This is a genomic window from Streptomyces sp. C36, assembly GCF_040932295.1.
GTDB classification, from domain to species: Bacteria; Actinomycetota; Actinomycetes; order Streptomycetales; family Streptomycetaceae; genus Streptomyces; species Streptomyces triculaminicus.
Genome location: NZ_JBFQGI010000012.1, coordinates 126,927 through 149,755, shown reverse-complemented (window position 1 = coordinate 149,755; position 22,829 = coordinate 126,927). Strand labels below are relative to the sequence as shown.

The window sequence follows — 22,829 nt, the reverse complement described above, 5'->3', positions numbered from 1 at the left end:
CACCGCCGTGGAGACGTCCTCCCAGGAGGCGTCCAGGAAGTTGAAGACGCCTTGCGGGCCGAAGGCGATGGAGTGCACGACGCCGTCGAGAGCGATGCCCTCGCCCAGGTGCTCGCGGACCTTGTCGGCCAGGCCGTCGAGGTGCTCCTGGTCGGTGACGTCCAGCTCGATGACCGGCGCGGGCTTGGGCAGGCGCTGGGCGATGCGCTCGACGAGCGCGAGCCGGCCGAAGCCGGTCAGGATGACCTCGGCGCCCTCGTTCTGGGCGATCTTCGCGGCCTGGAAGGCGATCGAGGACTCGGTGAGGACGCCGGTGACGAGGACGCGCTTCCCGGCGAGTGTGCTGCTCATGGCGATCGGTTCCCTGTTCTCGTGCGGATGCGGGGTGGCGGGCGGGGGGGGTGTCAGGACGAGGGGCGGTCCACGGACTCGCCCGTGGTGCGCTCGCCGAGGACCAGCACGGTCACGGCCAGCAGTGACATGGCCGCGGCGATCACGCCGAAGAGCGGCCCGGCCCCGTAGGAATCCAGCACCGGCAGCAGGACGAACGGCAGGGCGGCGGCGCTGAGTTTGGACAGCGAGTACGCGAGGCCGGAGGCGGCGGCGCGGATCGCGGTGGGGTACTGCTCGGCCAGGTAGACGTGGGAGACGTTGGCGAAGACGTTGCTGGCGAGCGTGTATCCGAACCCGGACAGGACCAGCAGCGGCGGCGATCCGGCGTAGGCGAAGCCGAGGCCGGTCAGCACCATCGCGCCGGCGGAGAGCGCGACCAGCACCTTGCGTTCCACGCGGTCGATGACCGGAAGGGAGAGGGCGGAGCCGATGGGGTAGCCCAGGAACGACAGCGCCGTGTAGCCCAGTCCGGCCACGATGCCGTATCCCTTGGCGGCCAGGATCTGCGGGGCGAGCGAGCCGAAGCCGTAGTAGCCGACGACCGACAGGACGCAGACGAGCCAGAGCATGATCGTGCGGCGGCGGAAGGGCGCCCGGAACACCGAGCTCAGCCGTGGCTTCTCCGGGGCCGGGCCGTCGGCGACGGGCCCCTCGGCCGTCGGCGCGGGGGCCGGCGCGGTGGCGGTGGTGGTGCGGGCGGCGGCGGGGATCTCGGCCTCCATGGCGGCGACCAGACGCTCGGCCTCCTCGTGCCGGCCCACCGCGGCGAGCCAGCGCGGGGACTCGATCAGCCGGCGGCGCAGGATCCACACCACCGCGGAGCCGAGCGACCCGGCGATGAACAGCCAGCGCCAGCCGTCGATCCCCAGCGGTGACAGGGGGACCAGCCACAACGCCGCGAAGCCCACGGCGGGTACACCGCAGAAGGCGATCGTGTAGGCCCAGGCGGTGTATCTGCCGCGCTTGGACGCGGGCAGGACGTCCGCCAGGTAGATGTCCGACAGCGACTGCTCGGCGCCGATGCCGATGCCCGCCAGGAACCGGGTGACGATCAGCCAGGTGGCGTTCGGCGAGAACGCCCCCAGCAGGGAGAAGCCCGAGTAGAGGGCGAGGTTGATCAGGAACGCCCGGCGGCGGCCGTACCGGTCCGCGACCCGGCCCAGCACGAGCGAGCCGATGAACTGCCCGATGAAGGCCGAGGCCAGGACCAGTTTGAGCGTCGTGGCCCCGAAGGCGAAGTCGTTCTGGAGGACCTTGGAGACGGTCCCCGAGAGGTTGTTCTCGAAGGTGTCGAAGAGCAGGCCGACGCCGACGACGGCGGTGAGCCTGCGATGGACCGGTGTGATCGGCATGCGGTCGAGCCGCTCGCCGACCGACGCGGCGGCGGCCGGCCGGGTTCCGGTCTTGGTGATGGTGATCTCGGACATGGGGGACGTTGACTCCTGGGCGGGGGCGGGGAGGAAAGGCGGCCGGCCCCGTGGCCGGCCGCCCGGCATCAGGCCACCAGACGGCCGTCGCGGTCCACTTCACCCCGGCGTATGGGCGCGCTGACCTCGTGGAGGTACGAGGCGACCTCGCGGTAGGAGGCCCAGAACCCCACCTCGTGGTACGGGACGCCGCGCTCGGCGCAGTACTCGCGGGTGAGCTCGCGGGCCCGGGCCAGGTTCTTCTGCGGCATGGCCGGGAACAGGTGGTGCTCCACCTGGTAGTTGAGGCCGCCGTAGAGGAAGTCGATGAACCAGGAGGGGCGGATGTTGCGCGAGGTGAGCACCTGGCGCTCCAGCCAGTCCAGCGTCTCCTCCTCGCCGTCGCGGACCGCCATGCCCTTGTGGTTGGGGGCGAAGATCAGGCCGAAGTAGACGCCGAGCGCGGCCTGCTGGACCAGGATGAACACCACGCCCAGCACCGGCGAGAGCAGGGTGAAGACGGCCGTCAGGTAGATGGCGACCCGGAGCGCGAGCAGGACGGACTCCAGGACCGGGTTCTTCGTCTGCCCCTGCGCGATCGACTTCACCGCGGTCTTGTGCATCTTGAAGGATTCGAGGACCAGCAGCACGAAGAAGAGGACGCTCTGGTAGCGCACCACGAACCGCTGGGTGCCCTTGCGGGTGGCGTACTGCTTGATGTCGAAGATGGCGGTGCGCCGGCCGATGTCGGGGTCGAAGTCCAGGTGGTTGGGGTTGCTGTGGTGGCGGTTGTGGTGGTTGACCCACCAGCCGTAGCTGACGCCGTTGACAAAGTTGGCGTGGAAGTAGCCCACCGCCGACGCGGCCTTCTTGTTGCGGAACATGGCCTTGTGGCCGGCGTCGTGCCACATGAAGGCGCTCTGGCCGCCGCACAGGCCCATCCACACCGCCACCGGCAGCTGCCACCAGGAGTCGCCTATCAAGAAGAAGGCGCCGAGGCCGGCCAGGATCAAAGTGGTGTTCAGCGTCAGCCGCCAGGCGTAATAACGCGGATCGAGATTCAGCAGGCCTTCGGCCTTCACCCTCTTCAGCAGCTCGGAGAATGTGGCCGAGGCCCCGGTGCGCGGCGCCTGGGCCGCGGCCGGGGTGTCACGGCGCCCGTCGAGCGACGTGACGTTCCCGGGTTTCGTTTGATCGACATGCGGAGATTGCATTGGGTGTGCTCCCCTTGGACGAGGCGCCCGGTCTGGAACGGCGGGGCCGCAACCATTTCCGGGCAGGACAGTTGCGGCGAAGCTTTCCGCGCTGTGCTGATACGGCGCTGATGATCGGCTGACCAGCGACGCGACGGATGGGTTGCGGTGCATTTCCGCGAGACCGTGCTCGCGGCGGCTTTTTGTGACGGCCTTCCGCGCCGGCTTTCCGCTGCGACGGATCCGGTCAGGCCACGGCGTGCCGCTCGGCCTCGAGCCGGGCGTCCAGGGTGCGTACGACGTCGTCCGCCTCTTGGGCGAGCGCCTCGTCGTCGGGAAGCCCGATGATGCGCATCAGGTAGTCGACCATCGACTGCCTCAGGACGTCGGTGCTGCTCTCCTGGATCATGACTGCCTCCTTGCGGGCCGGTCGGAGCCGGGTCGGTGGGTCAGAACGCGTTGCAGGCGCGGAAGATGTGGGCGAAGGCCGCGAGGGATGCCCCGCCGTCGAACGCGACGTACTCGGGGAGGGTCGCGTCGGGGGCCCACTTGTGCTTGTAGGCCAGCTGGGTCTGTGCCGGGTAGAGCCCCTCGCCGTGCTCCCACAGGAAGTGCATCAGCCACTGGAACGAGGGGCTGTGACCGGGGAGTTCGTTGCTCACGTCGAGGCCGGTGAAGGGCGTGAAGCCGAAGTGCAGCCACTCCACCCCCTCCTCGCGGAACCGCTCGATGGCGAAGGAGTTGATGGCCTCCATCAGCCCGGGGGAGCCGCTGGGAACGCGCCGGCTGAGGTCGTGCATCCAGCCGGCCCGGGTGCCGAAGACGGGGGAGTAGGAGATGTAGGCGACCGGGGCGTCGTCGATCGTTCCCACGAACAGCCGCCGGTGCCGCTGGGCGTCGCCGCCCACCTGCCCGACCAGGAACTCCAGGGGGCGGGCCTGCTCCCCCTTGGAGCCCAGCCAGGCGTCGTCGATGGCGGCGAGGGCCTCGCGGCAGTTCTCGGCGGGCACCTCCTCGACCTGCAGGCCGTTGCGGAACGCCCGCGAGATCTTGTTGCGCAGCTGCATGAAGCGGCTGCCGCGCAGGCTGAATTCGGGGAGGCGCACGGCCCAGGACGCGCCCATCTGGTTCACGGTGAATCCGCGGGCGGCGTAGCGCTCGGCGTCGTGGCGTTGCAGCTGCACGCCGACCGGCCGCAGGCCCTGTTCCCGGACGTGCTCGTGGAAGCGGTCGAGCAGGGTGTCGTACGCGTCCGGTGCGGCGAAAGGCCCGCCGAGTTGGACCGCGTACCGGCCCGTCCGGCGGTAGACGATCACGCCGTCGAGGTCCGGGACCGTGAATACGCTGTTGCCGGTGTTCAGTGCCAGGAACGAGCTGGCGTTCTCCGCCTGGGTGTGCGTACGGACGGCCCGCAGAATCGGGCTGTCCGCGTCGACAATTGCGGACACGTCGATGTCCCCTTCTCGAAGAATTGCGATGGGGAGAGTAGAGCACGTTCCGGGCGTGAATCGGAAGGGATTATGACGGATTGAATGCATGTCAGCAGTGCGTCAGCCGGATATCAGAGCGGGATGTCAATGTAGTTCTTGTGAACGGCGCCGGGAGGCCGGGGCCGGGAGCGAGGAGAGGTGCCCGGAGTGGTTTATCGGGGGTCAGAGCTGCAGCTCCAGCCGGGTCTACGGCCCACGCAGGTTCGAATCCTGCCCTCTCCGCCGGATATTCGAATCAAAGATATTTCCGCAGGGGGTGTGTGAAAGGAATTCGTCGTGCCGGGGTTTTTCGGTCGGGAGACGGTGCCGCCCGGAAACCCCTTGCATCTGCCCTTCGCCAGGCTTTCCCCCGGGCCGGTGTCGGGCGTAACGTCTCGGTGGGCCGTATTGCGGAGATACGGCCCACCGAGACCTTTTTGTGGCCGTCGCGCCGCGGCGGTCCCGCCAGATGACGTCCGCCTGTTCCCGTCGCACCGGAGTGTCCCCGTGGATACCAAAGATCTCGCCCGCGCCTATGAGGAACTGCTGGCCGCCGTCGAGGCCTTCACCGCGAGGGGGAGGGTGATCGGGGAGGCCGACCGCACGGCGACCGACTGGCTCCTCACGCACATCGCGCTCACCGACCGCATGCTCGCCCGCGCCGCCCGTGCCCTGATGGCCGGTGAGAAGGCGCGGGTCGACAACGACGGCTGTATGTCCCGGGAGGCGATCGCCGCGGCGATCGCCTCCTCGACGCATGCCGAGCGGGTCGCGACCCTCCGGCACGGCGCCGCCCGGCTCCTGGAGCTGGTCGGCCGGATGCCCTGGGACATGGCGCTGTCCGACGTGGCGGTCCGGCTGGTCGACCGCGGGGGCCGTGAGGTCTTCGCCGGCGAGCTCAAGTGGGTGGATGTGATCACCGTCCGCACCCATGACCACCTTCCCGGGCATGTCCGCGCTCTGCGACAGTTCGTCACCAACCGCGTCTGACCTGCGACTTCTTCACCACGGACCCTGGCATCGGCGGTGTGTTCGACACGTCGGCGCGGTGGGATGGGAAAAAATACCGTCGTGAAGTAATATTTCTTCAAGGGTCCTGCCAGGAGAGGAAGGGCCGATCGCGTCGTGCGCGTCGAACAGCCATGCACGCCCGCCGTTCGAGCGGCGAACGCATCCGCTCGGGCCCGGCCGACGAGCCAGGAGCCACGGCCCGTCCAAGGGCGAACCGTCCGGAACGAGCGCCACATCCTCATCCACTGCACAGAGCGGCAAGGGAGACAGTCGTGCTGAGCTTCTCGATACTCGGAGCGTTGGAGATCCGCACCCCCAGTGGTCCGGCGGAGATCCCAGGAGGTCTGCAACGCACGCTGGTGCAGGCGTTACTCGTCAGCGAGGGACAGGCCATCGCGGGGGACACCCTGATCAACGAGATGTGGGGGGAGTCGGTCCCGGAGAACGAGGCCAACGCCCTCCAGGCGCACGTCAGCAGGCTGCGCAGGCGCCTGAAGGGCCTCGAGAGCGAACGGCCGGCCTCGCGCCTGAGCATCCACCCCTCCGGCTACCGGCTCTCCCTCGAGGCCGGAGAGCTCGACGCGGCCGAGTTCATCTCCCTGGTCAGACGCGCCGAGGCGGCCAGCGGAACGGGCCGGGACGAGGCGGCGGCGCTCACGCGCACGGCGCTCGCGATGTGGCGCGGACCGGTCTTCGGCGGCCACACGGGCGGACCGGTCTGCCAGACGGCCGCCGCGCGCTACGAGGAATACCGCATGCGCGCCCTGGAGCTGTTCTTCGACGCCGAGCTCAAGGCCGGCCACCACGCCGCCATCCTCGCCGAACTGCGCGAGGTGCACGCCGGGAACCCCCTGCGCGAATACTTCTGCGAGCAGCTGATGATCGCCCTCTACCGCTCCGGACGCCAGGCCGACGCCCTCGACACCTACCGCCGCATGTGGCACCGCCTCTCCGAGGAGCTGGGCGTCGAGCCCTCCCCGGCGCTGCGCCGCGTGGAGCACGCCATCCTCTCGCACCACCCGGCGCTGAGCACCACCGGCGACGCCCGGTCCGCCCTGCTCGAGGCGGTCTGACGGGCCGCCGCCGTGCGTGCGGTGCACAGGTTCCGGCGGCACACCGTCCCAGACAGCGCGAACACCCATGCGGGGGCGCCTCCCAGGAGGCGCCCCCGCATCGTGCGTGTCCGCGCCCGTACGCCCGCCGTAGCGCCCGTACACCCGCCGTAGCGCCCGCGGGCCGGGCCGGCGGGCATGACGGCGGGCGCGCATACGCCGAGCCGCCCGCTCCCTCGGCGGAGGCCGGGGGAGCGGGCGGCGTGGGGTGTGCTCTGTTACGGGCGTCAGGCCGCCGCGATGGCCAGGACGACGTTCTGCCCTCCGAATCCACAGGAGTTGCTCAGCGTGAGATCCGTGCGCAGAACCGTCGGGGAGTCGGCGACCTTGATCTCCATCCGGGAGTCGAGCGTGCCCAGGTTGGCGGTGGGCGGCACCAGACTCTGCTCCATGGCGAGGACGGAGAACGCGGCCTCCACCGCACCGGCCGCGCCCAGCAGATGCCCCGTCACCCCCTTCGTGGACGTCACCAGCGGGTCCGAAGTGAGCACCCGCTTGAGCACCCGCGCCTCGGCGAGGTCGTTCAGAGGCGTGGAGGTGCCATGGGCGTTGACGTGCCCGACGTCGCCCGTCCCGGCGCCCGCGTCGGCCAGGGCCGAGCGCAAGGCGTCCTCGACACCCGTACCCTCCGGGTGCGGGCTCGTCATGTGATGGGCGTCCGCGGACGCGCCGTACCCGACGATCCGGCCGCGCACCCGGGCCCCACGGGCCCGGGCGTCCGCGACCCGCTCCAGGACGAGGACCCCCGCCCCCTCGCCCGCGACGAAGCCGTCGCGGTCGGCGTCGAAGGGACGGGAGGCGAGGGCCGGGTCGTCCTCGCGCTTGGAGAGGGCCCCCATCTGCGCGAAGCCGGCCATCACCAACGGGGTGATCATCGCCTCGCTGCCGCCCGCCAGAACGACGTCGCAGCGGTCGAGCGCCAGCAGGTCCCGGGCCGTGCCGATGGCGGTGGCGCCCGAGGCACAGGCCGTGGCGACCACCAGGTTGGGGCCGGTGGCCCCGAACTCCATGGCCGTCTGACCGGCCAGCATGTTGGGCAGCTGCATGGGCAGGAGGAGCGGCGACACCCGGGTGGCCCCGCTGTGCCGCAGCACGTGGTGCTGCTCCTCCACCGTGCCGGGGCCGCCGTCGGCGCAGCCGAGCACGACCCCGACCCGGGCACCGTCCCAGGTCTTCGGGTCGAGCCCGGCGTCGTCGATGGCCTCCCGGGCGGCCACCAGTGCGAACTGCACGAACCGGTCCAGGCGGTACGCGCGGCGCGCACCGAGCAGGTCATCGGGCCGGAAGTCGGGAACCCGGCACGAGATCCGTACGGTGTTCTCCTCGAGGGCGGGGTCGACGGCGGCGGGCGAACGCCCGCCGCACACCGCCGCCCAGCTCGGCCCGACCCCTATGCCGCCAGGGGTGACGAGGCCGAGTCCGGTGACAGCGACATCGATCCCGGCCATCAGACCTTGGCACTCCGCTCGTCCATCAGGGCGACCATGTCGCCGATGGTGGGGGCTTCCAGCAGCTCGTCGTCGCTGATGGTGAGGCCCAGCTCCTGCTCCAGCACGAGCGAGAGCTCGACCACGGCCAGCGAGTCGAGCTCGAGCTCCTCGTGGGTGGCCTCGGGGACGACCTGCTCGGGGGTGACCTTCAGCTTGCTGACGAGTATTTCCTTCAGCTGCTCGAGCATCGTGGACATGGTGTTTCCTTTCCGGAAATGAAGGGTGAGGGGTGAAGCGGTGGTGCGGTGAAGAAGTGGTGCGGTGAAGCGGTGACGGGGCCGGCGGGGCCCGGTCAGGCGGCCACGTCGGGCCACACCAGGGCCGTCGAGCCCCAGGCCAGCCCGCCGCCGAAGGCGGTGAGCAGCACCCGGTGGCCGGCCGTCAGCCGTCCCTCCTCCGCGGCCTGGGCCAGCAGCAGGGGGATGGAGGCGGCGCCGGTGTTGCCGACCCGCTCGATGTTGGACAGCCGCCGCTCGTCCGGGATGCCCAGCCGGTCGCCGACCGCCGTGAGGATGCGCGCGTTGGCCTGGTGGGCCGCGAGGCGGTCCACGTCCTCCATCTGCCAGCCGGCGCTCTCGACCGCCTGCTGGGAGACGGTGGTCATGCGCTCGACCGCCATCCGGTAGGTGTCCCGGCCCCGCATCCGGAAGAACTCCTCGCCCGGCTCGGGCGGGATTCCGCTGGACCGCTGCCGGGAGCCGCCCGCGGGCACCTCGATGAGGTCGTGGTGCTCGCCGTCGCTGCCCAGGACGATCCGGCCGACCGCGCCGGGCTCGTCGGCCGTCCCGGCCCGCAGCACCACGGCCCCCGCGCCGTCCGCGAAGATCACCGCGGTGGTGCGTTCATCGGGGTCGATGATGGTGGTGAACGCGTCCGCCGCGATGAGCAGCACCCGCTCGGCGGTGCCGGAGGCGATCAGGCCCGAGGCCGCGGCCAGCCCGTAGAGGAAGCCGCTGCACACGGCCGAGACGTCGAACGCGGCCGCTCCGGTCAGTCCCAGCTGGGCCGCCACATGGGGTGCGGTGGCGGGGCACGGCTGGTCCGGGGTGGTGGTGGCCAGCACCACCGCGTCGGCCTGGGACTCGCCGGCGGACTTCAGCGCCCGCCGTCCGGCCTCCACGGCCAGGTCCGAGGTGGCCGTGCCCGGGTCGATGACGTGCCGGGCGGCGATGCCCGTACGGGTGCGGATCCACTCGTCCGAGGTGTCCAGCCGGGCCGTCAGGTCCTCGTTGGTGACGATGCCGGGCGGTACGTACCCGCCGACTCCGCAGACGACCGCGACGCGCCCGGTGGACGGGCCGGAGGGCGAGTTCATCGCGCGTCCCCGGCGGGGGAGGCCAGGGCCTCCACGGGCAGCCCCATGTAGGCCATGCGGGCCTCGGCCATCTCGTCGGTCCACTGCTCGGCCATGTCGTAGCGCTGCTCCGGGGTGGTGTCCAGCATGCGCACGCCGGGCCACAGTTCGTAGTCGCCGATCTTGTCGGCGTGGTCGAGCATGCCCTTCTGGAAGAGCTCCTCGCGGTGGATGACGAACTCCCGGTCCGGGACCGCGTCCCAGAGCTCGACGCCGGCCCGCAGGATCTCCAGCAGCCGCGGACGGTACTCGGGGCGCTTGACCAGGTGGTCGCGCAGGATGGTGCTGGCCACCGTCAGGTGCCGGATCTCGTCGATGGCCGTGCCGCGGGAGATCTCCCCCGTGGCCGGGGACAGCGGGGTCCACTTGCGCTCGCTGAGCTCCGCCGCCGGCGCCAGCACGCCCTCGATGACGATGGCGAAGACCGCCACGCCGCCGAGGAAGTCGCCCTGGTCCCGGACGATCTCCAGGGTGAAGTCCTCCACCGGCTGAAGGACCCGCTGCCGGTAGTCGGCCGCCATCTCTTCGATGTCCCGCAGCAGGGACTTGGCGGGCATGCCGAGCTCGACCAGGTGGTTGCGGAAGACGCGGGCGTGCCGCGCCTCGTCGAGCATCTGGGTCGCGTAGAACTCCATCTCGGGGATGCCCGGGGCGATGGGCACGTAGTGGCCCAGCAGCCGGGTGGCGATCTCCTCGGAGAGCCCGCGGAAGCCGAACTCCAGGATGAGCGCCTCGCGCAGCGGGCCGGGCTCCTTGAGGAACTCCGGGACGATCGCGTTCTCGTGGTGCCCGGTCACCCCGCGCTCCCTGAGCGTGCCCTGGGCCACCTCGGTGATCCAGTACGCGAGGTCGCACTCCTCGGGGCCGAGCGTGAGCTCCTTCGCGCCGTCGAGCAGGCCGGGAGCCTTGTCCCAGTCCGCCTCCGGTGCCACGGAATCAGTCATCGTGCACTCCCTTTCCTTTCCGGTGGGGTTCGCCGCGTCAGGCCGCGGAGGCCGGGCGGAGCGGGCCGGCGAACAGTCCGCCGGCGTAACTGAGCAGGGGGTCGCCGTCGTGGACGGCGGTGTGGGTCACCTGGCCGAGCAGCACGTCGTGGTCGCCGACGCGAGGGGTGCCGAAGACCCGGCAGGTGTAGTGCGCCAGCACGCCGTGGAGCAGCGGCGCACCCGTGTAGGGGTCGGTGCCCTGGGTCAGGCCCGCGAACTGCGGGTCGCCGTCGGGCCGGGCGCTGTCGGCGAACCAGCGGGCGATCCGCTCCTGCGAGGCGTCCAGCACGTTGACGGTGAAGCGGCCCTCGGCGGCCGCCAGTTCGGCGAAGGACGAGCCGGCCCGCAGGCAGGCGCCCAGCAGGAGGGGCTCCCGGGACACCGCCGTGACGGTGCTGACCGTCGTGCCGTGCGGCCGTCCGCGGTGGCTGACAGTGAGCACCGACACCGGCGACGCCAGGTGGGTCAGCGCCCGGCGGTCGCGGCCGCGGGCCCGCGGACCCGCCCCGCCGGCCCGGGGGCCGGACTGGGAGCGGGCCGCGGCGGTGACGGTCACCGGGCCGCCTCCTGCCGGGGACGGGCCGTGGCCGCCCCGGCGGCGGACGCCTTCGTGCCCGGGATGTGCCCGACCGGCACCGGATCGGCCGCGTGACCGACCGGCTTGGGGTGCGGCAGGCCCAGGTCGTCCAGCAGCCGCAGATAGCCGCTCTGGCGCACGGGCTCGAAGGGCAGCGCGAAGGACTTCATGAAGTTCCCGAACAGCGCACGGTCGCCGAAGAGATGGAAGGGCAGTACCATCAGCGCCCATTCCGGTCCGATCAGCCAGCACCACAGCGCCGCGACCGCGGCCTGGGTGATGAGGCTGTGCATCACGTTGTAGAGCACGTAATACGTCTTGGCGATGGGCCGGCCGCCGCTGCGTTTGAAGGCGATGGCCCCCGGGATGTAGCCGATCAGATCGATGTAGAGGAACAACCCGATCGCGGGAAGCCAGCGGATCTCGTCGTAGTGCGCGATGAGAAGGCCGGTCGCCACGACGAAACCGACGAGGTATTCCGCGCGGTGCAGTTGATAGGTCTTCGGTGTTTCAAAGGGATTTGCCTGGTCCACGACGGCTCCTCGGCGAAGAAGGGTGGTCAGGCCGCGACGTCGCCGGGTCGGGCGATGTCCATGTCGTCCGCCCCGGTGAATTCGGTGCCCGGGAACAGCCCGGCAACCGACCAGGCGACGGTCTCCTTGATGACCCGCTCCGCGATGGGGTCGAGGATGCCCTCGAGGCTGGGGATGCCGAAGTCGAAGTCGGCCGTGAAGTGCAGCGTGACGTCGTCGCCGTCCTGCGACAGGTCCCAGACGCCGGTGAAGCTGTCGAAGTCGCCGTCGCTCTGCTCGAAGCGGATCTCCAGCTCGTCCCGCAGGAAGTGGTCCTCCTCGGTCCAGCTCAGCAGCCCGCTGCGGAAGTGCAGTTCCCAGCTGGAACTGCAGTCCTTCTCGGGGAGGGTGGCGTGCACCGTGGTGGCCCGCACGTGCGGGGCCAGCTCGGGGAACCGCTCCCACTTCATGATCTCGTCGAAGACCGCCTCGGCCCGCTGGGAGGGCACCCGGGCCTCGAGTTCCACGTGTCGCATGATCAGTTACCGCCTTCCGGCATCTTGGCCGAGTGCCGCACGAGGTCGCGGGTGGCCTTGTCGAACGCATTGAGCAGGAATTGCACATCGGTCTCGCTGAGGTTGGCGGGCGGGGTGAACCGCACCACCGAGCTGCCGTTCATGGAGTGGTTGGCGACCACGCCGTGGTTGAACAGCTCGATCAGCAGCTCGCCGGCCAGTCCGGCCTCGACGAGCTCCACGCCGATGAGCAGGCCCTGGCCGCGGACGTCCACGACCAGGTCGGGAATGTTCTTCTGGGCGATCTTGGCGATCCTCGGCAGCAGCCGCTCGCCGAGCTCCCGGCCCCGGGGGATCAGGTTGTCCTCCTGGACCGCCTGGATGGCGCCCTGCACGGCGGCCATCAGCAGCGGCTGGCCGGAGAAGGTGGCCGTGTGGACGTAGGGGTCCTTGTCGAAGGGCCGGAAGGCCTTGCGGGTGGCGACCGCCGCCGAGACGGGGAGCACACCGCCGCCGAGGGCCTTGCCCGCCAGCAGGACGTCCGGCACCACGCCCTCGATGTCGGCGCCCCACCACTCGCCCAGCCGGCCGAAGCCGGTCTGGATCTCGTCGAGGATGAGGAAGCCGTCGAACTCGCGGACCGCCTCCTCCACCTGCTTGAGGTAGCCCTTGGGCGGGATGATCACGCCGCCCTCGCCCTGCACCGGCTCGAGGATGACGCACACCTCGCCCGGGTGGGCGGCGAGCTCGGCCCGCAGCGCGTCGATGTCGCCGAAGGGAATGTGCAGGAAGTCGGGGACCAGCGGGCGGAAGGGCTTCTGGTAGACCTCCTTCGCGGTGGCCGACAGGGCGCCCAGCGTCTTGCCGTGGTAGCCGCCCTGCATGGAGACGGTCCGCTTGCGGCCGCCCGCCCGCGCCAGCTTCAGGCCGGTCTCGACCGCCTCGGCGCCCGAGAGGGCGAAGTGCACCCGGTCCAGGCCGGGCGGCATCACCGACACCAGGGCCTCCGCGGCGCGGGCCGCGGTCGGCTCCAGCAGGATGCGGGTGGCGGTGGGGTGGGTGGTCAGCTGGCGCAGCACGTGGTCCATGACGATCGGGTGGCGGGCGCCCATGGTGAAGACGCCGTACCCGCCGGTGTTGAGGAAGCGCTCGCCGTCGCTGGTCGTCAGCCAGCTGCCGGAGGACTCGACCTCCATGTGGCTGCCGAACAGTTCGGCCAGGGTGGCCCGGCCCTTGCTGAGGTGCGCCCGGTAGAGGCCGAGGATCTGCTCCTCGGTGTCGATCCGGGCGTGTTGCATCACGGTCATGGGTGAATCACTCCAGGGAAACGCGCGGTTCGCGCGGGTGAGGGATGACGCCGGTTCAGGCCAGCTCGAGCGGCTCGCCGCCGAAGTACCGCAGCAGCGGCTCCGCCGCGGCCCCCCGGCCCGGGGGGTGGAAGGCGAGCGGGCGGACCGAGGCGGCCTGCCGGGCGTGGTCGGAGGAGCGGATGAAGTCCATGCCGCCCAGCAGCTCCAGGGCCTGGTCGGTGGTCCGGCTGAGGGCGTCCTGCAGGGCGTACCGCGCGACCAGGACACCGGAGACGGCGGCCTCGCCGGACAGCCCGTCGCGCACGGCACGGGCCGCGCCCTCGAGCAGGGCGAAGGACGACTCGCAGGTGATGGCGAGCGAGGCCCGCTCGGACACCGCGCCCCGCTCGCGCTCGAGCACCCGCTCGACGAGGCCGGCGGCGGCGCCGGCGTAGCCGGACGAGATCAGCATCTCGAACCAGATGAACCCGGCGGTCTGCAGGTCGTCCAGCCGGTCCGGGTCGTCGGCGGACGTGCGCACGATCAGGTCCTCGGGGACGAAGACCTCCTCCAGGCGCACCTCCTCGCTCTCCGCCGCGGCCAGCAGCTCATTGCCCCAGAAGGGGTGCACGGACAGCCCGGCCGAGGTGGAGGGCACCAGGGCCAGCGCCAGCTCGGGCTCGCCGTCGGCGCCGGGGACCGAGATGCTCGCGGTGAGCAGGTCCATGGACGCCGCCAGGCTGCACGGCTTCTTGGCGCCCGAGAGGACGTAGCCGCCCTCCACCGGACGCGCGGTCACCGACGGCGCGAGGATGTTCTGCTGGGTGCGGCCCTCGGCCCAGCCGGACGCCATGAGCAGCTGCTCGGGCACCACGCGGTGGAGCAGGTCCAGCTGGGTGGCGTTGAGCCGGCCCTTGTCGGCGGCGAGCGCGTAGAGCATGGCCGCGGTGAAGTGGTGCATGGTCACGGCGGCGGCCAGCGAGGGGGACACCGCGCCGAGCGCGCGCTGGACCAGCACGGCCTCCAGCGGGTCGGCGCCGAGGCCGCCGTACTCGGTGGGGACCAGCAGGCCCACGCCGCCGTGCTCGCGGAACAGATCGATCCCGGGGCCGCCGGGCCGCTCCCGCTCCGCGTAGGGGATCTCCTGCAGGGCCTTGATCAGGCCGGGGTGGTGGCGCTCGCAGACGGCGCGAGCATCATCGAGGGAACGCACGAGTAATCTCCGGTCTTCGCAGGGCTGACGGGTTCAGGAACCGAACACGGCCTCGCGCGGACTGACGTCCCGGGCGATGCTGACGCCCTGCACATGCGAGGTCTTGAGGATGGGGTAGTTCGCCTCGCCGAAGGCGCCGCCGGTCATACCGGTGCCACCGTGGCTCGGCAGATACGGCAGGAAGCCGATGTGCGAGTCGTTGACCTTCAGCAGGCCGCCGTTGACCACCCGCGCCACGAAGGTGTCGATGACCTCGTCGGAGGCGGTCCACAGCGAGTTGCGCAGCCCGTACTCGTTGCTGTTGACGAAGTGCAGGAACCGCTCCAGCAGCTCCTCGTCGGAGCCCGGCTCGGCCACGATGATCGGGATCAGCGGGAAGAAGGTCTCCTGGCGGACCATGTCGTACGAGCGCGCGCCTTCCATCCCGTCGACCCGCACCACCGTGGGCTCGAGGAAGACGCCCGTCTCGGACGGGGTGCCGTCGAGCTCGGTGCGCCGGCCGCCGGTGATGATCTGCCCGCCGTTGCCCACGGCCTGCTCGAGCAGGGCGAAGAACCGCTCGCTGCGCCGCACCGGCGACAGCAGCACGTCCTCGTCCTCCGGGTAGCCCGGGCGTACGGTCTTGACCTGCTCCTTGACCTCGGCGATGAGCGCCTCGGCCACGTCCGGGTGGGCCAGGACGTAGTTGGGGACCATGCAGATCTGGCCCGAGCCGTAGAAGGCCTCGGTGATGGCCTCGGCCGTCTTCTTCACATCCGCGTCGGACCACACGACGATGCCGTCGTTGCCCGCCAGCTCCAGGATGGGCTTCTTGCCGTTGGCGACGCAGGCCTGCTCGAAGCGCAGTCCCTGCTCGCTGCCGCCGATGTAGAAGATGTCGTCGATCAGGGGGCTGGTGATCCAGCGGTCCAGGGTCTGCTTGGGGTTGCCGCACACCGCGTTGAGGGTGCCGGCGGGGGCGCCGAGCTCCTCGAGCAGCGGGGCCACCACGTCGCGCAGCAGCCACATGGTGCTCAGCGCGATGCTGCGCGGGGCGCGGACGACGACGGCGTTGCCGGCCATCAGGGCCAGCACGGCCAGGGCGGCGCTCGGCAGCGGCGCGTTCTGCGGGGGGTTGAAGCCGACGACGCCGTCGGGCTGGCGGCGTACGATCAGCCGCCGGCCGCCGTGCTGGAACTCGGTGTGCATCTGCTGCCGGTACCAGCCGAGGCTCTCCTCGCTGTAGATCTGCAGCAGGCAGCTGAGCTCCCAGCGGGCGAGCTTGACCGGGTGGGCCTCGGCCACCAGCATCTCCAGGAACTCGTCCTCGCGACGCAGCAGTTCCTCGCGGAAGCGGGTGCCCAGGGTCATCCGGCGGTCCAGGGGAACGGCCGCCCAGACCGGCGCAGCGGCGGCCGCGGCCTCGGACGCCTGGTCGATGGCGGCGTCGCCGGCGATGGCGCAGCGGCCCACCACGTACGGGTGGCCGGCGGCCTCGGAGTCGGGGTCCTTCTCCAGGGCCCGCTTGAGGCTGACGCTGGTGAACACGTCCTCCAGCAGCGACCGGCCGCTGACGGTGTACACCCAGTCGTCGCCCTCGACGTCCTTGCCGCCGATGTAGAGCGGATAACTGCGGAATGTGTTGTCGCGTTCGCCTTCGGCGCCCTTGGCGGCAGGGGCGGCGTTCGTGGCCGCGGCCGTCCCCGCCAATTCATCGAGAAGCATTCTCAGGCCTTTCCGATTCGGTCCAGTCGGTCCCGTCGCCCGTCCGATGCGTGTGTGCGTGTGCATGGAACGAAAAAATCTTCGGAATCCGTCGCATGGCTTTGCGGTCTTCGCCTGTTCACCGGGTCAGCGGTTTCCGTCCGAAGCGATGCGATCGTGACAAGTCCGCCTGACCCGTCACTGACACCGGACTGATTTCGGGCGTCTTCCGGCGCCGATCAGTGGCTTGTCAGCGTGCGGTCAGCCGCTACCGGCAGCGTGTGACCGCTCTCGGCGAAGGACCGTGTCCGGTGGTCGCAGGCTTTTCGTTTTCCGAGGCAATCGCCGTACGCATCACGGTCGTCGCCCCACCGTCCACGCCCTTCCACCACAGCCACGAGGGATCTTCGATGACACAGTCCACCGGCACCCTTTCCCCGCTCGCAGACCTGCCCGCCACCGAAGTCGCCGAGGCCGTCGAGGCGCTCGTCGTCGAGGAGGTCAAGCGCGCCCTGCTCATGGGTGACGAGGATCTGCCGCTCGACAGCAACTTCTTCGAACTCGGGCTCACCTCGCTGCGTCTGATGAACATCAGACGCGGCCTCGAGGAACGGCTTGTTCTCGACATCGACACCACCGTGCTGTTCAACAGCCCCACCATCGAGCAGTTGGTCGACCACCTGACCGGCCGGCTCACCGCCGGGCAGCAGGCCCGGTAGCCACCCTTCCCGGTCCGCCCCCGCCGGGCCGACGCAGCAGCCCCCACCACCAAGGGACACCAAGGAGAAGCGGACATGCCGCGCCAGTCCTCAGAAAACGACCAGCAGCCGCACACCGTCCCCGTGGCGGACCGGGACCAGGGCAGCGCCGGCCAGGCGCTCCCGGACAGGTACGAGCCCATCGCCATCGTCGGCGTCGGGCTGCGCTTCCCCGGAGGCAGCGAATCCCTCGACGAGTTCGACGCCTTCCTGCGCGAGGGCCGCTCCGGGATCGGCCCCCTCCCGCAGGACCGCTGGGATGCCGAGGCCTTCACCCCCAAGGACATCCACGACCCCGCCGAGAAGGGGAAGATCCGCACTACCGGAGGCGGATTCCTGGACCGCGTCGACCTCTTCGACGCGGGCTTCTTCAACATCTCGCCCAAGGAAGCGCAGTACCTGGACCCCCAGCAGCGGCTGCTGATGGAGACGGCCTGGCAGGCGCTCGAGCACGCGGGCATCGACCCCACCCCGCTGCGCCGCGGCAACGGAGGCGTGTACATCGGGGCCAGCTCCATCGACTACGCCCTCGAGATCGACTCCCTGCCGTACGAGGAGCTGGACGGCCACCTGGCGTCCGGCATCACGATGTTCCCGCTGTCGGGGCGGCTGTCGTACTTCCTGGGCTGGCGCGGCCCCAGCATGAGCGTCGACACCGCCTGCTCGTCCTCGCTGGTGGCCCTGCACGCGGCCGTGCAGGGGCTGCGCGGCGGGGAGACCGACATCGCCCTGTGCGGCGGCATCAACGTGCTGCACAGCCCGCGCATCCCGGTGATGTTCAGCCACGCGAACATGCTCGCCCCCGACGGGCAGTGCAAGACCTTCGACGAGGCCGCCGACGGCTACGCCCGGGCGGAGGGCTGCGGAGTCCTGGTGCTCAAGAGGCTCTCGGACGCGGTGCGGGACGGCGACAACGTCCTGGCCTCGATCCGGGGCACCGCAGTCGGCCAGGACGGCGACAGCGTCGGGCTGACCGTGCCCAACGGCGCCGCGCAGGAGATCGTCATCCGCAACGCCCTGGCCGCGGCCCGGCTCGAGCCCGGGGACATCCAGTACGTGGAGGCGCACGGCACGGGCACCCCGCTCGGCGACCCCATCGAACTGGGTGGCATCAACAACGTCTTCGCCCGCTCGCACACCAAGGACGACCCGCTGCTGGTGGGCTCGGCGAAGACCAACCTGGGCCACATGGAGCCGGCGTCCGGCCTGGTCGGCGTGATCAAGGCCGTGCTGCAGATACGCTCCGCCACGATCTATCCCCACCTCAACCTCACCAACCCCTCCGGCCGCATCCCGTGGGACGTCTACCCGGTGCGGATCCCCACCGCGTGCGAGCCCTGGAAGGCGCCCGTGCGCCGAGCCGTGGTCAACAGCTTCGGCTTCGCGGGAACCATCGGCGCCGTGGTGCTCGAGCAGCCCCCCGTCCCGGTCCCCGCTCCCGACGGTCCGAGCGGCGGCGTGCGGATGTTCACCGTCTCCGCCAAGAGCGCCGGCGCCCTGCGCGGCCAGCTCGAGAACTACCGGCGACTGATCGACGAGCGGCCGGACATCGACCTCGACCGGCTGTGCCACTCGGCCAACGTGACCCGTGCCCACTTCTCCCACCGCGTCGCCGGCCCCGTGGCCGACCACGCGGACCTGGCGAAGCTGCTGGACGCGGCGCTGGCCCGGGAGGACCTGCAGGGCCCCTCCGGCATCCGCAAGATCGCCTTCATGTTCGGTGGCCAGGGCTCGCAGTACCTGGGCATGGGCGCGGACCTCTACGAACGGCACGAGGTCTTCCGGGACGCCGTCGACGCGTGCGAAGAGCTCTTCGCACCGCACCTGGACGTCTCCGTGCGCGACCTCGTCCTGGGCACGGCCACCGACCCGGACCTCATCCACCGCACCCGCTACACCCAGCCCGCGCTGTTCACCGTGGAGTACGCGCTGGCCCGCCTGTGGATGTCGTGGGGCGTGCGGCCCAACGTCCTGATCGGGCACAGCATCGGCGAGGTCGTGGCCGCCACCGTGGCCGGCCTGTTCACGCTCCCCGACGCGGTCACCCTGGTCGCCGCCCGCGGCCGGCTGATGCAGTCGGTCACCACGGCCGGCGGCATGGCCGCCGTGAGCGCCCCCGCCGACCGGGTGACCCCCCTGCTCGCCGCCCACCCGGACCTGGCCCTCGCCGCCGTCAACGCGCCCGACCAGTGCGTGATCTCGGGCGCCACGGAGGCGCTGGAGGAGGTCGTCGCCCGGCTGCGCGAGGACGGCACGCGCGTGGACCTCCTCGACGTCTCGCACGCCTTCCACTCCCCGCTGATGGCCGAGGTCTTCGACGACTTCCGGCAGGCCGTCGCGGGCATCACCTTCCACCAGCCCACCCTGACCCTGGTCTCCAACGTCACCGGCAAGGTGGCCCGCCTGGCGGAGATCGGCACCCCCGAGTACTGGGTGCGCCACATCGGCGAGCCGGTGCTGTTCATGGAGGGCATCCGGGCGGTGGCCAAGCGCGGCCGGCACGTCTTCGTCGAGATCGGCCCCTCCACCGCGCTGACCGCGCTGGGCCGGCGCTGCCTGGAGGCCGACGAGCACCTGTGGCTGTCCAGCCTGCGCCGCCGCGAGCCGGGCGCCGGGACGATCTGGCGCGCGCTCGCCGAGTTCTACACCGCCGGCCTCACGGTCTCCTGGTCCGGCGTCCACGCCGGCCGCACCCTGCCCCGGCTGGACCTGCCCACCTACGCCTTCCAGCGCAGGCGCTACTGGCTCCCGGTGGCCACGAAGCGACGGGGCTCCGGCCCCGGCGGGCCCGCCCGCCATGTGCTGCTGGGCACCGAGATCCCGGCCGGCGAGGGCCGCCCGGAGGGACAGCGGGAGTTCACCGCCGAGTTCGCGCGCGAGGACCTGGGCGCGCTCGGCCGCTACCGCGCCGCGGGCGAGGCGGTGCTGCCCGCGTCCGCCCACGTCGACCTGCTGCTGGCGCTGCGGGACGCGGTCCACGGGCACACCCGCGGAGCCATCGACGACCTGCGGGTCCACGAGCCGCTGCCGCTGCCCGACGAGGGCGTCGTCCGTGTGGTCACCCGGCTGCGGCCGGCGACCGGCGGCCGCGCCGAGGCCGAGGTGGTCAGCGTCCACGAGGGCCGCGAACGCCGCCACGTCACGGCCGTGCTCGCCGACGGGCCCGGCGCCGACGGAGCCGGGAGCGCCCTGAGGGACGCCCTGGACGACGCCGGCGAGGCCGTCGAGACCACCGGGGCCGAGGACGTCTACACCGACCTCGACGCGGTCGGCCGCGAGACGGGGGAGGGGCTGCGACGGCTGACCCGGGTGGCGGTCCACCCCGGCGGCCTGGTCGTCGGCGAGCTCACCGGCCGGGACGCCACCGCTGTCGAACACCTGCCGGGCGAGCTGCTGGAGAGCGCCCTGCACGCGACCGTCGCACTCGACGCCGAGGGCCCGGTGTTCGACCTCCGGGCGGCCGCGAGCGTCCGCCTGTTCAAGAAGCCTCGCGGCACCCGGCTGCGCGTCCTGGCCAAGGTCGTCACCCCCGCCGAGGGCCGGCGGCGGATCGCCGACGTCCTGCTGCTGGAGGGCGACGCGCCGGTCGCCGAACTGCTCGGCGTCGAGCTGGCCCGCCCCGACGGTGAGGGACGCGACCGGCAGTTCCAGCACCGCCTGCGCTGGGTGCGGCAGTCCGCACCCGCCCGTACGCCCGCCGGTTCCCGGCACGTGCTGGTGCTGCAGGCGGACCCGGGACGGCTGGCGCAGCTCGAACGGCAGGCCGCCCGGAACGACATCCGGATGACGTTCGTGGTGGACCCCGACGCCCTCGCCGGGGCGCTCGAGGACTCCTCGGTCACCGACGTCTGCTGGTTCTGGAGCCCGGAGCGGACGCCCATGTCGGCCGACCGCCTGCGCGCCGAGTGCGAGCGCAACTACCGGCACCTGCTCAAGGCGGTGGCCGTGCTCGACGGCGCCGGACTGCGGCGCCCGCCGCGGCTGTGGCTCGTCACCGAGCGGGCGCAGGGCCTGCCCGGCGACCTGCCCGGCACCGGCGAACAGCTCGGCGCCGCGACGCTGTGGGGCTTCGGCCGGGTCCTGCTCACCGAGTACCCGCAGTACCGCGCCACCCTCCTCGACCTGCCCAGCGAGGGCGACCTGTTCCCCTTCGCGTCCCTGCTCGACGAGTGGCGGGCGCAGACCGGCGACGAGTACCAGGTGGCGTACCGCGGCGGCCGCCGCCACGTCCGCCGGCTGCTGGCCGGGGACACCACCGTGCCCCACACCGGCGGCTTCGAGTTCCGGGCCCCCGACAGCGGCGACCTGGCGGACCTCGTGCCGGTGCCGGCCGCGGACCGGGCGCCCGAAGGCGACGAGATCCAGGTCCGCGTCGACGCGGTCACCCTCACGCCCGACGACGCCCGGATCGCACGGGAGGGCGGGCCCGCGCGGGACGGCGCCGCCGCGCCCGTCCTGGGCACGTCCGGCTACGGCACCGTCGTCGCGGCCGGCGAGTCGGCCGCGTACGCCCCGGGCGACCGCGTGCTCGTCCACGGCGACGGCGTCCTGCGCTCCACGGTGACCGTGCCCTCGGCCGACGCCCGGCCCGTCACGGAGATCCCCGCGGCCCAGGAGATGTACGGCCCCGACGAGATCGACGAGGCGCTGCGCGCCGTCGACGAGGGACCGGCCTCGGCCACCGCCCTGGTCGGCGTCGCGGCCGAGACGGCCGACCCCGCGTGGACCGACAGCGGCGCCGAGACCCCGCCCCGGCTGACCATCAGGCCGGACCGCACCTACGTCGTCACCGGCGGCTTCGGTGGGCTCGGCCTGGTCACCGCCCAGAAGCTGGTGGATCTCGGCGCCCGGCACGTCGCCCTGCTCAGCCGGCGGGCCAGGCCCACCGACGAGGCGGCGAGCCTGCTGGCCTCCCTCGGCGAGCGAGCCGAGATCAAGGTCATCCGGGTCGACGTGGGACGCGCCGAGGACGTCCGGCGGATGACCGCCGAACTCCTGGACTGCCCGGCCCCGGTCGGCGGCATCGTGCACGCCGCGGGCGAGATCGGCAAGGCGTTGATCGCCGAGATGGACTGGGCGGCCATGGAGGAGCAGCTGACCGCCAAGGTCTACGGAGGCTGGCTGCTGCACGAGGCCGGACGGCACTTCCCCGAGCTCGAGTTCTTCGTCTCCTACTCCTCCATCGCCGCCGTCCTGGGCGGCGCCACCCAGGGGCACTACGCCGCGGCGAGCGCCTACCTCGACGCCCTGGCCGACTGGCGGGGCCGGCAGGGACTGCCCGGACTGTCGGTCAACTGGGGCGCCTGGGCGCGGGTCGGGATGTCCGCGCGGCTGGAGGACCACCTCAGCCAGGAGATCGAGCGCAGCGGCATCCGCTTCTTCTCGCCCGCCCGCGCGCTGCGCACGCTGGCCGGCCTGCTGGGCCGGCCCGTCACCCAGCGGGTGGTGGGCGAGTTCGACTGGGACACCTACGTCGCCAACACGCCCGTCACGGACGCCCTGTACTCCCGGCTCGCCCGCCGGGACGCGGCGGCCGGCCCCGGCGGCCTGGACCTGGGCGAGCTGCTGGCCCGCCCCACGGCCGAGCGCAGGGCCGTGATCGGCTCGGTGGTGGCCACGGAGGTCGCGGCCGTCCTCCACCTCGACGGGGCCGACGAGCTCGAGCCCACCGCGGAGTTCGTCTCCCTGGGACTGGACTCGCTGATGGCGCAGACGGTGAAGTCCGCGCTGGAGAAGACCTTCGGTCTGACCCTGCCGGCCTCGCTCACCTTCGACCACCCCAGCGTCCGGCAGCTCACCGAGCACCTCGACGGCCTGCTGGTGTCCGACCCGGTCGCCTGACGGCCGGCCCCCTCCCGGAAGGGCGCG

19 protein-coding genes and 1 tRNA gene are annotated in these 22,829 nt (G+C 71.7%); 5 read left to right on the top strand and 15 right to left on the bottom strand.

Annotated elements, in window-relative coordinates; genetic code table 11:
- The 5 genes from AB4K12_RS29705 to AB4K12_RS29685 all read right to left on the bottom strand — a co-directional run.
- On the bottom strand, window positions 1-351 hold a 351-nt coding region (locus AB4K12_RS29705), incomplete at its 3' end, for an SDR family oxidoreductase (protein WP_368437754.1).
- A gap of 53 nt (window positions 352-404) precedes the next feature.
- A complete protein-coding gene (locus tag AB4K12_RS29700) occupies window positions 405-1,820 on the bottom strand; it encodes an MFS transporter (RefSeq protein ID WP_368437753.1) in 1,416 nt (471 codons plus the stop codon).
- A 68-nt stretch (window positions 1,821-1,888) separates the two neighbouring features.
- A complete protein-coding gene (locus AB4K12_RS29695; RefSeq protein WP_368437751.1) occupies window positions 1,889-3,013 on the bottom strand; it encodes a fatty acid desaturase in 1,125 nt (374 codons plus the stop codon).
- A 226-nt stretch (window positions 3,014-3,239) separates the two neighbouring features.
- Window positions 3,240-3,401, bottom strand: a complete 162-nt coding sequence (locus AB4K12_RS29690) for a hypothetical protein (protein WP_179198860.1) — start codon at window positions 3,399-3,401, stop codon at window positions 3,240-3,242.
- A 40-nt stretch (window positions 3,402-3,441) separates the two neighbouring features.
- The gene (locus AB4K12_RS29685; RefSeq protein WP_368437747.1) at window positions 3,442-4,440 is read right to left on the bottom strand and encodes a bifunctional lysylphosphatidylglycerol flippase/synthetase MprF; all 999 of its coding nucleotides are present in this window, start codon (window positions 4,438-4,440) and stop codon (window positions 3,442-3,444) included.
- Between the two features lie 174 nt (window positions 4,441-4,614).
- On the opposite strand from AB4K12_RS29685, the gene AB4K12_RS29680 reads away from it, so the two are divergent.
- The 3 genes from AB4K12_RS29680 (at window position 4,615) to AB4K12_RS29670 (ending at window position 6,545) form a co-directional block, all read left to right on the top strand.
- A tRNA-Cys gene (locus AB4K12_RS29680) sits at window positions 4,615-4,704 on the top strand.
- Window positions 4,705-4,968: 264 nt separating this feature from the next.
- Complete coding sequence (locus tag AB4K12_RS29675) at window positions 4,969-5,451, top strand: hypothetical protein (RefSeq protein WP_368437745.1); 483 nt, start codon at window positions 4,969-4,971, stop codon at window positions 5,449-5,451.
- Window positions 5,452-5,744: 293 nt separating this feature from the next.
- On the top strand, window positions 5,745-6,545 hold the full coding sequence (locus AB4K12_RS29670) for an AfsR/SARP family transcriptional regulator (protein ID WP_086569096.1): 801 nt from the start codon (window positions 5,745-5,747) through the stop codon (window positions 6,543-6,545).
- A gap of 266 nt (window positions 6,546-6,811) precedes the next feature.
- Here the strand turns inward: AB4K12_RS29670 and AB4K12_RS29665 are convergent, their stop codons facing one another.
- The 10 genes from AB4K12_RS29665 to AB4K12_RS29620 form a co-directional block, all read right to left on the bottom strand.
- Window positions 6,812-8,032, bottom strand: coding sequence for a beta-ketoacyl-[acyl-carrier-protein] synthase family protein (locus AB4K12_RS29665; protein WP_362254943.1), 1,221 nt, complete (start codon window positions 8,030-8,032; stop codon window positions 6,812-6,814).
- Window positions 8,032-8,262, bottom strand: coding sequence for an acyl carrier protein (locus tag AB4K12_RS29660; RefSeq protein ID WP_086573586.1), 231 nt, complete (start codon window positions 8,260-8,262; stop codon window positions 8,032-8,034). Before AB4K12_RS29660 ends, AB4K12_RS29665 begins: the two co-directional genes overlap by 1 nt.
- Before the next feature lie 104 nt (window positions 8,263-8,366).
- Window positions 8,367-9,389 carry a beta-ketoacyl-ACP synthase III gene (locus tag AB4K12_RS29655; protein WP_368437742.1) on the bottom strand — a complete coding sequence of 341 codons (1,023 nt, stop codon included), beginning with the start codon at window positions 9,387-9,389 and terminating at the stop codon, window positions 8,367-8,369.
- Window positions 9,386-10,372, bottom strand: coding sequence for a VlmB-like protein (locus AB4K12_RS29650; RefSeq protein WP_368437740.1), 987 nt, complete (start codon window positions 10,370-10,372; stop codon window positions 9,386-9,388). Before AB4K12_RS29650 ends, AB4K12_RS29655 begins: the two co-directional genes overlap by 4 nt.
- A gap of 37 nt (window positions 10,373-10,409) precedes the next feature.
- The gene (locus AB4K12_RS29645; protein WP_362254935.1) at window positions 10,410-10,970 is read right to left on the bottom strand and encodes a flavin reductase family protein; all 561 of its coding nucleotides are present in this window, start codon (window positions 10,968-10,970) and stop codon (window positions 10,410-10,412) included.
- Window positions 10,967-11,524 (bottom strand): hypothetical protein, encoded by a 558-nt coding sequence (locus AB4K12_RS29640; protein WP_368437738.1) that lies wholly within the window; start codon window positions 11,522-11,524, stop codon window positions 10,967-10,969. The genes AB4K12_RS29645 and AB4K12_RS29640 overlap by 4 nt, the downstream gene beginning before the upstream one ends.
- 26 nt (window positions 11,525-11,550) lie before the next feature.
- The gene (locus AB4K12_RS29635) at window positions 11,551-12,039 is read right to left on the bottom strand and encodes a type II toxin-antitoxin system RatA family toxin (RefSeq protein WP_190061956.1); all 489 of its coding nucleotides are present in this window, start codon (window positions 12,037-12,039) and stop codon (window positions 11,551-11,553) included.
- A gap of 2 nt (window positions 12,040-12,041) precedes the next feature.
- Complete coding sequence (locus AB4K12_RS29630; protein ID WP_368437736.1) at window positions 12,042-13,325, bottom strand: aspartate aminotransferase family protein; 1,284 nt, start codon at window positions 13,323-13,325, stop codon at window positions 12,042-12,044.
- Window positions 13,326-13,380: 55 nt separating this feature from the next.
- The gene (locus AB4K12_RS29625; RefSeq protein WP_368437735.1) at window positions 13,381-14,520 is read right to left on the bottom strand and encodes an acyl-CoA dehydrogenase family protein; all 1,140 of its coding nucleotides are present in this window, start codon (window positions 14,518-14,520) and stop codon (window positions 13,381-13,383) included.
- Between the two features lie 33 nt (window positions 14,521-14,553).
- Window positions 14,554-16,224 carry an aldehyde dehydrogenase gene (locus AB4K12_RS29620; protein WP_368437733.1) on the bottom strand — a complete coding sequence of 557 codons (1,671 nt, stop codon included), beginning with the start codon at window positions 16,222-16,224 and terminating at the stop codon, window positions 14,554-14,556.
- Window positions 16,225-16,613: 389 nt separating this feature from the next.
- Between AB4K12_RS29620 and AB4K12_RS29615 the strand changes: the two genes are divergently transcribed.
- Both AB4K12_RS29615 and AB4K12_RS29610 read left to right on the top strand, forming a co-directional pair.
- Window positions 16,614-16,922, top strand: a complete 309-nt coding sequence (locus AB4K12_RS29615) for an acyl carrier protein (protein ID WP_086573578.1) — start codon at window positions 16,614-16,616, stop codon at window positions 16,920-16,922.
- Window positions 16,923-16,997: 75 nt separating this feature from the next.
- On the top strand, window positions 16,998-22,802 hold the full coding sequence (locus AB4K12_RS29610) for an SDR family NAD(P)-dependent oxidoreductase (protein ID WP_368437731.1): 5,805 nt from the start codon (window positions 16,998-17,000) through the stop codon (window positions 22,800-22,802).
- Window positions 22,803-22,829: the final 27 nt, after the last annotated feature.

What these genes read in the sequence shown, in the direction of transcription:
- AB4K12_RS29610 (WP_368437731.1), top strand. Translation starts at nt 16,998, where the DNA reads ATGCCGCGCCAGTCCTCAGAAAACGACCAGCAGCCGCACACCGTCCCC.
- AB4K12_RS29620 (WP_368437733.1), bottom strand. Translation starts at nt 16,224, where the DNA reads ATGCTTCTCGATGAATTGGCGGGGACGGCCGCGGCCACGAACGCCGCC.
- AB4K12_RS29630 (WP_368437736.1), bottom strand. Translation starts at nt 13,325, where the DNA reads ATGACCGTGATGCAACACGCCCGGATCGACACCGAGGAGCAGATCCTC.
- AB4K12_RS29700 (WP_368437753.1), bottom strand. Translation starts at nt 1,820, where the DNA reads ATGTCCGAGATCACCATCACCAAGACCGGAACCCGGCCGGCCGCCGCC.
- AB4K12_RS29635 (WP_190061956.1), bottom strand. Translation starts at nt 12,039, where the DNA reads ATGCGACACGTGGAACTCGAGGCCCGGGTGCCCTCCCAGCGGGCCGAG.
- AB4K12_RS29655 (WP_368437742.1), bottom strand. Translation starts at nt 9,389, where the DNA reads ATGAACTCGCCCTCCGGCCCGTCCACCGGGCGCGTCGCGGTCGTCTGC.
- AB4K12_RS29660 (WP_086573586.1), bottom strand. Translation starts at nt 8,262, where the DNA reads ATGCTCGAGCAGCTGAAGGAAATACTCGTCAGCAAGCTGAAGGTCACC.
- AB4K12_RS29615 (WP_086573578.1), top strand. Translation starts at nt 16,614, where the DNA reads ATGACACAGTCCACCGGCACCCTTTCCCCGCTCGCAGACCTGCCCGCC.
- AB4K12_RS29650 (WP_368437740.1), bottom strand. Translation starts at nt 10,372, where the DNA reads ATGACTGATTCCGTGGCACCGGAGGCGGACTGGGACAAGGCTCCCGGC.
- AB4K12_RS29690 (WP_179198860.1), bottom strand. Translation starts at nt 3,401, where the DNA reads ATGATCCAGGAGAGCAGCACCGACGTCCTGAGGCAGTCGATGGTCGAC.
- AB4K12_RS29665 (WP_362254943.1), bottom strand. Translation starts at nt 8,032, where the DNA reads ATGGCCGGGATCGATGTCGCTGTCACCGGACTCGGCCTCGTCACCCCT.
- AB4K12_RS29695 (WP_368437751.1), bottom strand. Translation starts at nt 3,013, where the DNA reads ATGCAATCTCCGCATGTCGATCAAACGAAACCCGGGAACGTCACGTCG.